This is a genomic window from Moorena sp. (genome assembly GCF_982860115.1).
Genome location: NZ_CEYLVT010000289.1, coordinates 275 through 8,299, shown reverse-complemented (window position 1 = coordinate 8,299; position 8,025 = coordinate 275). Strand labels below are relative to the sequence as shown.

7 protein-coding genes are annotated in these 8,025 nt (G+C 38.6%); 2 read left to right on the top strand and 5 right to left on the bottom strand.

Annotated elements, in window-relative coordinates; translation table 11 throughout:
* The first annotated feature begins 251 nt into the window (after positions 1-251).
* Both AC4II3_RS29340 and AC4II3_RS29335 read left to right on the top strand, forming a co-directional pair.
* Positions 252-2,819, top strand: a complete 2,568-nt coding sequence (locus AC4II3_RS29340; protein ID WP_488014804.1) for a CHASE2 domain-containing protein — start codon at positions 252-254, stop codon at positions 2,817-2,819.
* A 360-nt stretch (positions 2,820-3,179) separates the two neighbouring features.
* Positions 3,180-3,935, top strand: coding sequence for a hypothetical protein (locus AC4II3_RS29335; RefSeq protein ID WP_488014802.1), 756 nt, complete (start codon positions 3,180-3,182; stop codon positions 3,933-3,935).
* Positions 3,936-4,029: 94 nt separating this feature from the next.
* Here AC4II3_RS29335 and AC4II3_RS29330 read toward each other — a convergent pair whose 3' ends face one another.
* The 5 genes from AC4II3_RS29330 to AC4II3_RS29310 form a co-directional block, all read right to left on the bottom strand.
* On the bottom strand, positions 4,030-4,290 hold the full coding sequence (locus AC4II3_RS29330; RefSeq protein ID WP_488014800.1) for a hypothetical protein: 261 nt from the start codon (positions 4,288-4,290) through the stop codon (positions 4,030-4,032).
* A gap of 58 nt (positions 4,291-4,348) precedes the next feature.
* A complete protein-coding gene (locus AC4II3_RS29325) occupies positions 4,349-4,801 on the bottom strand; it encodes a DUF4760 domain-containing protein (RefSeq protein ID WP_488014799.1) in 453 nt (150 codons plus the stop codon).
* Between the two features lie 328 nt (positions 4,802-5,129).
* Positions 5,130-5,330 (bottom strand): hypothetical protein, encoded by a 201-nt coding sequence (locus AC4II3_RS29320; RefSeq protein ID WP_488014797.1) that lies wholly within the window; start codon positions 5,328-5,330, stop codon positions 5,130-5,132.
* A 315-nt stretch (positions 5,331-5,645) separates the two neighbouring features.
* Positions 5,646-7,181: a DNA methyltransferase family protein gene (locus AC4II3_RS29315; RefSeq protein WP_488014796.1), complete on the bottom strand. Its 1,536-nt coding sequence runs from the start codon at positions 7,179-7,181 to the stop codon at positions 5,646-5,648.
* Between the two features lie 2 nt (positions 7,182-7,183).
* Positions 7,184-7,837, bottom strand: a complete 654-nt coding sequence (locus AC4II3_RS29310; protein ID WP_488029666.1) for a type II restriction-modification system restriction endonuclease — start codon at positions 7,835-7,837, stop codon at positions 7,184-7,186.
* Positions 7,838-8,025: the final 188 nt, after the last annotated feature.

The following is an 8,025-nucleotide window of genomic DNA, read 5'->3' as shown; positions in this document are numbered from 1 at the left end:
GGGTGTGGGGTGTGGGGTGTGGGGTGTGGGGAGTGTGGGGAGTTGCGTAGGGTGCGTTAGGGGCGGGCTTGCCGTCATGTTCAACACCGAGCGCCAGTGTTAGGTTGCTGCCCGTAACGCACCACCCAAGGGCTCGCCCTGATTTTCAACCTCTGAGCGCCTGGTTGAAACAGCCCGTCCCGTAACGCACCACCGGCTCTGACCGCTGACCACTGACTGCTGACCGCTGACCGCTGACTACTATAAGTAACATGAAAAGTAAAATTTTTCACCTTAAAGTCATCAAAATAAAGTCAGGGTGTAACTTTGAGTTATCTTGGGAAAATGGTAAGACTATTTCTGCCATAGTAGATTATCCTCAAGAGCTTGAACAAAGTTACCAAGACTGGAAACAGGCTTACATTAATTGTTACCGATATTTGCGAGTTATTAAACTAAAAAAAAGTGGTAGTATTTCATCCTATAAGAAGGATCATGCTGGATTTTTGCGGGAAGCAGAAGCTAGATTTTTATCACTATTTGATCGGTGGTTACGGGATGGAGAGTTATATGAAATTCGTGAGCAAATTGCTAATGCGGCTACAGATTCCTCTATTAATCGTCGCTATTGGGTTGATATTCTCCTGACCTGTAACTGTCATGAATTAACTCGCTTACCTTGGGAAGCTTGGGAAATTAGTACTACTACTACGACTAATTTATCCAGATTCGGAACTATCCGGATTGCTCGGGTTTCTAATATTATCCATGGTGGAATTAGTCATAATAAAATTATTCCTTCAATCCGTCGCCGAGCCAGAGTGTTGGCTATCTTGGGTGATGAAAAAGGATTAGACTTTGAAGAAGACCGCAAGGCGTTAGCTGACCTGTCTAAGCTGGCTGAAATAAAATTTATTGGTTGGCAACCAGGAAAAGACTCTACTAGTCTTAAGCAGGAAATTGTTAAGGAAATTGCTAATCCTAGGGGTTGGGATATTTTATTCTTTGCTGGACATAGTAATGAAACTGCCTTGACTGGTGGGGAATTACATATTGCTCCTGATGCTTCTTTAGGGCTTAAGGATATTCAACAATCCCTCCAACAAGGGATAGCTAATGGACTGAAGTTTGCTATTTTTAATTCTTGTGATGGTATCTCGATTGCGGAATTCCTAATTGCTTTAGGGTTACCTCAAGTGGCGGTAATGGCAGAACCTATTCACAATCAGGTTGCTCAAGTTTTTATTGTCCAGTTTCTCAACAGTTTGGCTGAGTATAAGGATGTTCATGAAGCCCTAAGGGATGCTTGTGCTTATCTCAAAGACCAACAAAATCTGACCTATCCGTCTGCTTACCTCATCCCTACCTTATTTCGCCACCCCCAATCAGTACTGTTTCGCTTGGAACCATTTGGTTTAGGGCACAGTCTCAGAAATTGGTTGCCCACTAAAAAAGAAGCCCTTTGGTTATCGGCATGGTTAACCGTTAGTTTAATCCCGGATTGTCAGGATTTACTGTTAGAATCTCGTCTGTTGTTACAGGCTGGTTACCGTCAGGTTACTCAGCAGGTGCAGTGGCAAGCTAATCCTTCTCCAGTTCAGTCTCCAGTTCGGTTAGTTCAAATTGATAACAAGTCTCTTGAAGAGGACAACGTTAAATTGGTTGATGATAGGTATATGGACTATGCTTACTTGGCAAGTATATTAGATAAGTTAGTTACCAGTAATGCTCGGATAATTGGGTTTGATTATATCTTAGATCAAGACAAACAACAGCCCGATAATAGTAAACAGTTACAGCAATCAGTTACTGAAGCGATTAACAGGAATACCTGGTTAGTTTGGGGAGCAATTGAAGCTGAACATCCTGCTGATTATCAGGGAGTTAGTGATAAAATTGCTAATCTTAAGCAAACCATGGAGGGAGATATTACAAGATATGATTGGTATATGGAGTTACCTAGCAACAATTGTGATAAAACTTGTCCGTTTAGCTATTTACTAGTCCTTTCCTATTGTTTACGTAATCAAAATTCCGGCACTACTGAATTGGCGATGGGATTACCTGAGCGTCAAGACAGTAATCACAACTTTAGGACTTCAGTGATTGATTGGGTTAATGGTACCGATACACAAGCCGATACACAAACTAATACACAACTGGCTTGGTTGGGGAGGGTCAAACGTCCTGCGATCGCATATTTCTTACAATGGTTTCAACCGATTATTGACTATTCCCTACCTCCAGAGCAAGTTTATCAAAGAATTTCTGCTTGTGAGTTATTAGGCTCCTGTTCTGGAGATGCTCTAGGTGATGATATCAGCCTTAACCAGACCATTGTGATTGTTGCTTCAGGAGGATATAAACAAGCAGGAATTGATCAAGAAGGGCAAGATAATAATCTGCTTCCCCTTCCGGTCGCCTTCTGGCGTCGTTCACAGGGTTGGCAAGACTGGTTCGATGGCAAACCATCATTTACTGGTGGTGAAGCCCATAGTTACATCGCCCACCATCTTTTTTATCAGCATCTGGTGATACCAATTCCTAATACCTTGATGATTTTGCTAACCGCTATTTTAGGTAAAGGATTTAGGTTAATTAAACAGGATTATCCGAAACGAGGGAGCAGGGAGCAGGGAGTAGGGAGCATCAAGAAGGAAAGAGAACTTATCACAATTGATTTAGGAAGCTTTTTGATCAATATAGATAACGCTTGGTTACTTTATTGGTTAGTTTATTGCTTGGTTTCACTACAAGTTTATATCTCCTTGAAGGTGCTGCTACCTACTTTTATGCCTTTAGTAGTGTTTATTACTTATACTGCTACGGGCAGGAAATAGGGAATCGGAAATCGGGAATCGGGAATCGAGAATCGAGAATCGGGAACATTATAGCAATTATTATACTCATGATTACAAAGCTTATTCTGTTAAGGCAAAAGGCAATAGAAAAGAATGGTTTACTGGAATCAAGTTCCCCCCTGATTAAGGGAATGTTTGAATCGAATCAAGTTCCCCCCTGATTAAGGGAATGTTTGAATCGAATCAAGTTCCCCCCCCTGATTAAGGGAATGTTTGAATCGAATCAAGTTCCCCCCTTATTAAGGGGGGTTAGGGGGGATCTCTAGTCAAATATAGCAATTATCATAACTGCGATAAATGCTTTATTTAATCATTAACTTATCAGTCAGGAAGCATATTATGGCTAAAATAATTCAGAACAAATCCACACTATTACTAACAATGGTCGTGCTAGTCTGTTCTTCTGCACTGCCTATTAATGCAATAGTAAAAAGACCTCAGTCTGATCAGCCGTTATCCCAGTCTCAAGGCCAGCTAATTACGTTAAAATGGGGTGATATCTGGGAGAGATTGCGACGTAAAAAAGGCAAAGGAGGCTCAAGAGGGAGATCAAGATATGATCATCCTATCGAGCAAACTCTCTGCATGCTTACCCCTGGTCAGCTACCAGATCGTGACGGAAATTATAATCATAAAGGAAGCTTAGAAATTTGGAGTGAGCAACCCCTATTCCTATGGCAAGGAGAAATGAAAGGTATTGAGGTGCGTGAAATGCGTACTAATCAACAATTGTGGGAGCAATCTTTAGAGCCTACTACTACTAGTATCGTTTATCAAGGGAAGCCCTTACAAGCAGGTAAAGCTTACTATTGGCGCAATACAATTCCTTTAGACGAACTTCCTACTAAGATAAGTTTTCGTTTAATGAATGACCAAAAGCGTAATCAAATCACGGCGGACTTAACTGCATTAGAAAGTAAGCTGAAGGCTAAAGACGCGAGTGCTGATCAGATTGCTCTGAAACGAATTAACTATTTCATGGACAAACAACTGTGGTCAGATGCATTACGGGAAATTTATCTGATGCCTAATCCTCCAGCTGAGGTAACTGATGTTATTGTTAAGATTAACAATAATGATTTTTGTCGGGAATAGGGAATAGAGCAAGTAGGGTGGGCATTGCATCAGACAGATAAGATCAGCTTGCAAAGCGCCTAAGTAGGCACTGCCCACCTAGGATTAATCACTTTTATGCTAATAACTTACGTTTTAACTCTTTAGATGAAATTCCTTTATCGTTACCTGATAGATAATTTTTCCAAGCTTCTTGACTTTGAACAATTTCTGTAATTGGAATGGTTTCTTCATCTCCTTCTACTTCTATCCCTTGATTAACTAAGACTTTTAATTCATATAGTAATCGTAGTTGGTCAGAGAGACTAAGAGAATAAATTTGATTAAGTACCTGATTGTAATTTGTCATAGTCATAAGTTGTAGTGCTTCTTGCAAGGATTATTAAATTTTAATATAATTTAAAAAAATACAATTTTTGCTTTTTTGGAGATGTCTATTTTCTATTAAAACTTCGTATGTCTCTGGCAAATCTTTCTAAGTTATGCCCTATGCTATATCCCTGAGAACGTCGCCAAGCAATATAAAATCTTAACCTGTCCCAATAATAAGGTATAAAAGGATTCCAAATATCAAATGCCATCTTATTGTGAATTGCTCCAAATCGGTAAGCAATAGAAATCTGATTGCAGAAACTCAGGAAAACTTTTACTTTAGTGTGCAATTCAGTATCTTCTTGTAGCTGAAGTAGCCGAGCGTTATCATCATCTGAAGAGTCTAACCAAGCATCCACATCAACCCTTGTTTCAATCATTGAGGGATCACTCAAGTGCTGCATATAAGACATGGTTCTACTGAGCTTGAATTGTCTTAAAGAAACTAGGAAGCCTATTGCAGCCAAAAAAGCTCCGATAATTGATCCAAAATCTACAAGAGTATCAAGCTTCATAATCAAACTAATAGTTAAGCTTATCTTAGTTAAACCTAATTTATATAACGGTTAGCATTTAAATAAATTATACTATAAACTTCCGTAATTTTGATATTTTTGACAAAAATTAATATTTACATAAAATTGATTACTGGTAACAAAACAGCGCTACCAAAAGTAAAAAAAAATAGCCGTATAAATACTATCCACGGCTATTTTAATGATCTATGTCAAAAAGTTCCCAAACCGAACCTGATGTAATTCGATGTAATTGGCCAAAGGCCAAGCTACACTAACAGACCGGAGCCTTTGCCAGGGGGGAAAAACCCCCCAGAAATTTAAAGTGTTATGGCAACAGCCAATACTTCATCATTTTAGTAATTACTTCCCCTGGAACCTCAGTCGCTTCAAGAGGGGTCCATTCGGCAATCTCCGCATAGCCCAATTTATAAAGCATTTGGATACTATAGATTACTGCTTCACGAGAGCCTTTAAGAGTGTGCTCAACAGGTTGTTTTTTGAAGTTTGACTTAAAGTCTTTTGACATAGATAAACACTTGAACTCGATCGGTTTATACTGATTATTGTAATGATTATAAATTTATTTGTCAAGGATTTAAAAAAGGTTTTTTTGTAAATCTTTAGAGGTAATAAAAAAAGCGTTCGCGTAGCGTGACCTTTCAGGCTTTGCCCGACGCTTCGCGAACGGTCCCGTAGAAGTTTTTTAGGTGTATCTTACTTTTGTAAATGTTAGTAGGGTGGGTTAGGGACGGGTGAGCCCTTATTTTATCGGTAGCAAGTGTTAAGACAATCCGTCCCGTAACGCACCACCTGGTCAAACTAGTAATTAGCGGATTCTATCCTAATTAAGGATACAGGATTGTTCCCGATTCCCTGTTCCATTCTTTGCATATGAATCTTTAAAAAGTTCAACAAACATTTCCTCTTGTCCAAGATGTCGAGCTATTTGCCTGAAGTTAATTCTATTGAGCAGAGAAACCGTTACTGGCCGCTTGTTGTCTAAAAACACAATGGAATCAAGAAATTTTATTGATAGTTCAGAGGAAAGCAATTTAAGCACAAAATCCGCTTGTTCCTCCTGTTCAAAACCAAGGAGATAACAGGTATCATCAACAACTATCGGTTTATTATTGAAAGAGCCAATTTTAGAAAACTGTAAATTCTTATAAAGACCTGATATCACAACTTTCCACGGTAAGAATGTGTATTCCCCAACACCAAAGACAGAAAACCTTGGTGAATTTTTATAAATAGAGCTTTTTCTTTTGTCTAGAATATGTGCATACATTAGCAGATAATTCCATGTCTCTGGAGAGATAACCTTGATACAATTCGTGTCATCTCCTATTTTTTTCTGGGTGAGAAGCACATAGTTAGATGGCGATTCCAACCTTGAACGTGAAATGTGTGAACTTTTATAAAGTGGATACAAATAGTCATAAGGTATTTCAACATTCTCCCCTAAACCATTTACGAGTTTACCTTGATTAACATTAAACTCCATGACTTTAGATGCGTCATGCTTAACACCAGACCGCCACTTAAACTCGCATCCGATATCTATATGGGATAGCTTTTGATAGGAATTAAGATCAGAAACCAAATGACCATCTGAGATTCCCACTGAGAAGCCCATAGTATTTTTAACCCTTTGCTCATTAATACTGCTATAGACGTCACATTTATAATTAATTGGTTGATTATTGCAGCCAGCTGCTGTAAAAAGGCAAGCATCAACATTAACATTAAACTGCTTTTTGGCATTGATTAACCTGATGGCTATTGACGATAACCGTAATTTAGTTTTACCGATATACTTAAATAACTTCCTGGCAACAGAGGTTTTAATTAGGAACGCCAAGGAAGAGTTGGTTCCGGAGATAAAATCGAGCAACGTAATTAACATCGATTCCGATATGTCAAAGTTGCTTTTACCGGTCATAGCGTCAAGTCCAGTTAACCCTTGAAAATTCAATTTTTTAGGGATATTTTTACTCAAAAGCTTTCCCAGTTCTGAGTTGGTAACCCAGGGAGGATTACCAAGAAATAGAATCGGCTCTTGAACACTTGCCTTAAGAGTCTCCCAATTGATTTCAAAAAAGTTTTTTTGCTCGATAAAAATCCTCTGGCTACCAGTAAGTTTATTGAGGTGATTATTGCCATGATCGACATATACAGGATTAATCTCCCAGCCTTGAATCTTTGAAGGGTCTACCCCTTCTTGTATACAAGCATATAAAAAGTTACCTAAGCCACAAGTTGGTTCAATGATAGTTTTATAGTTTTCCTTTATTGTTAAGGATGATACAACTTCTTTTGCTAGCTGTAAGGGAGTTTGAAAGTCACCAAACTCGATTTTTTCTTTTGTCTTCACCAAAGTTATCTCACCCTCACTATTCCATCTATAGTGCCTGCTTGGTCTATTACTCTTGAATACTGGAGCCTCCATTGGAGTGCATTGGATATAGTCAGGTATCCAACTACAGGCTTTCGTTGCAGTAACTCTTCGGCAATTTGGTTGGCTTCTATTTCATCTACCGGTAGCTTTCTTTCTTCAAAAAATGCCAGTAAATCATCTTTATTTCCTTGATTTTCGAGTATTTTTACTATACCAGAAGTCGTTTGATAATCCGCAGTACGAGACGAATCAATAAAAATTGTATGCTTTATATCCAGCCTTCCGGTATTGTCAGACTGATCGTCAACCTTTTCGTAAACAAATACTAGAAGTGAATAACCAAGTCCATATAGTTTTTGTCGAGCTGACTTAAATGGAGAAGAGGACTGCGGCTGACGAATGCTTGTTACCTTCATATCAACCAACAAGTCAGGAAAGTCAATACCTTTAGCAGAACTGCCTTCAACATATTCGTATTTATGATTTAGATATGCTTTAAACTTATGCTCAAAGTATGTACCAACAGCCTTGCCGTCGGTTACTCCAAATAAAGTTGGTTCTTTATGCTTTGACTCAATCTCTGCAAACTTATTGGCTTCTTGTTGCAGTAAAATTATAGTTAATTTTGCTTTCAATGTCTATCCTTTATCTTGATTATAAATATAATAATTATACAGCATTGGTGATCAAGATCATTATTGAAAGGCGAGCAATTACATGGGAAATGCCCACCAATCCACAATAATCCTAGGGTGGGCATGGCTGATAAAGATCATTATTGAAAGGCGAGCAATTACATGGGAAATGCCCACCAATCCACAAT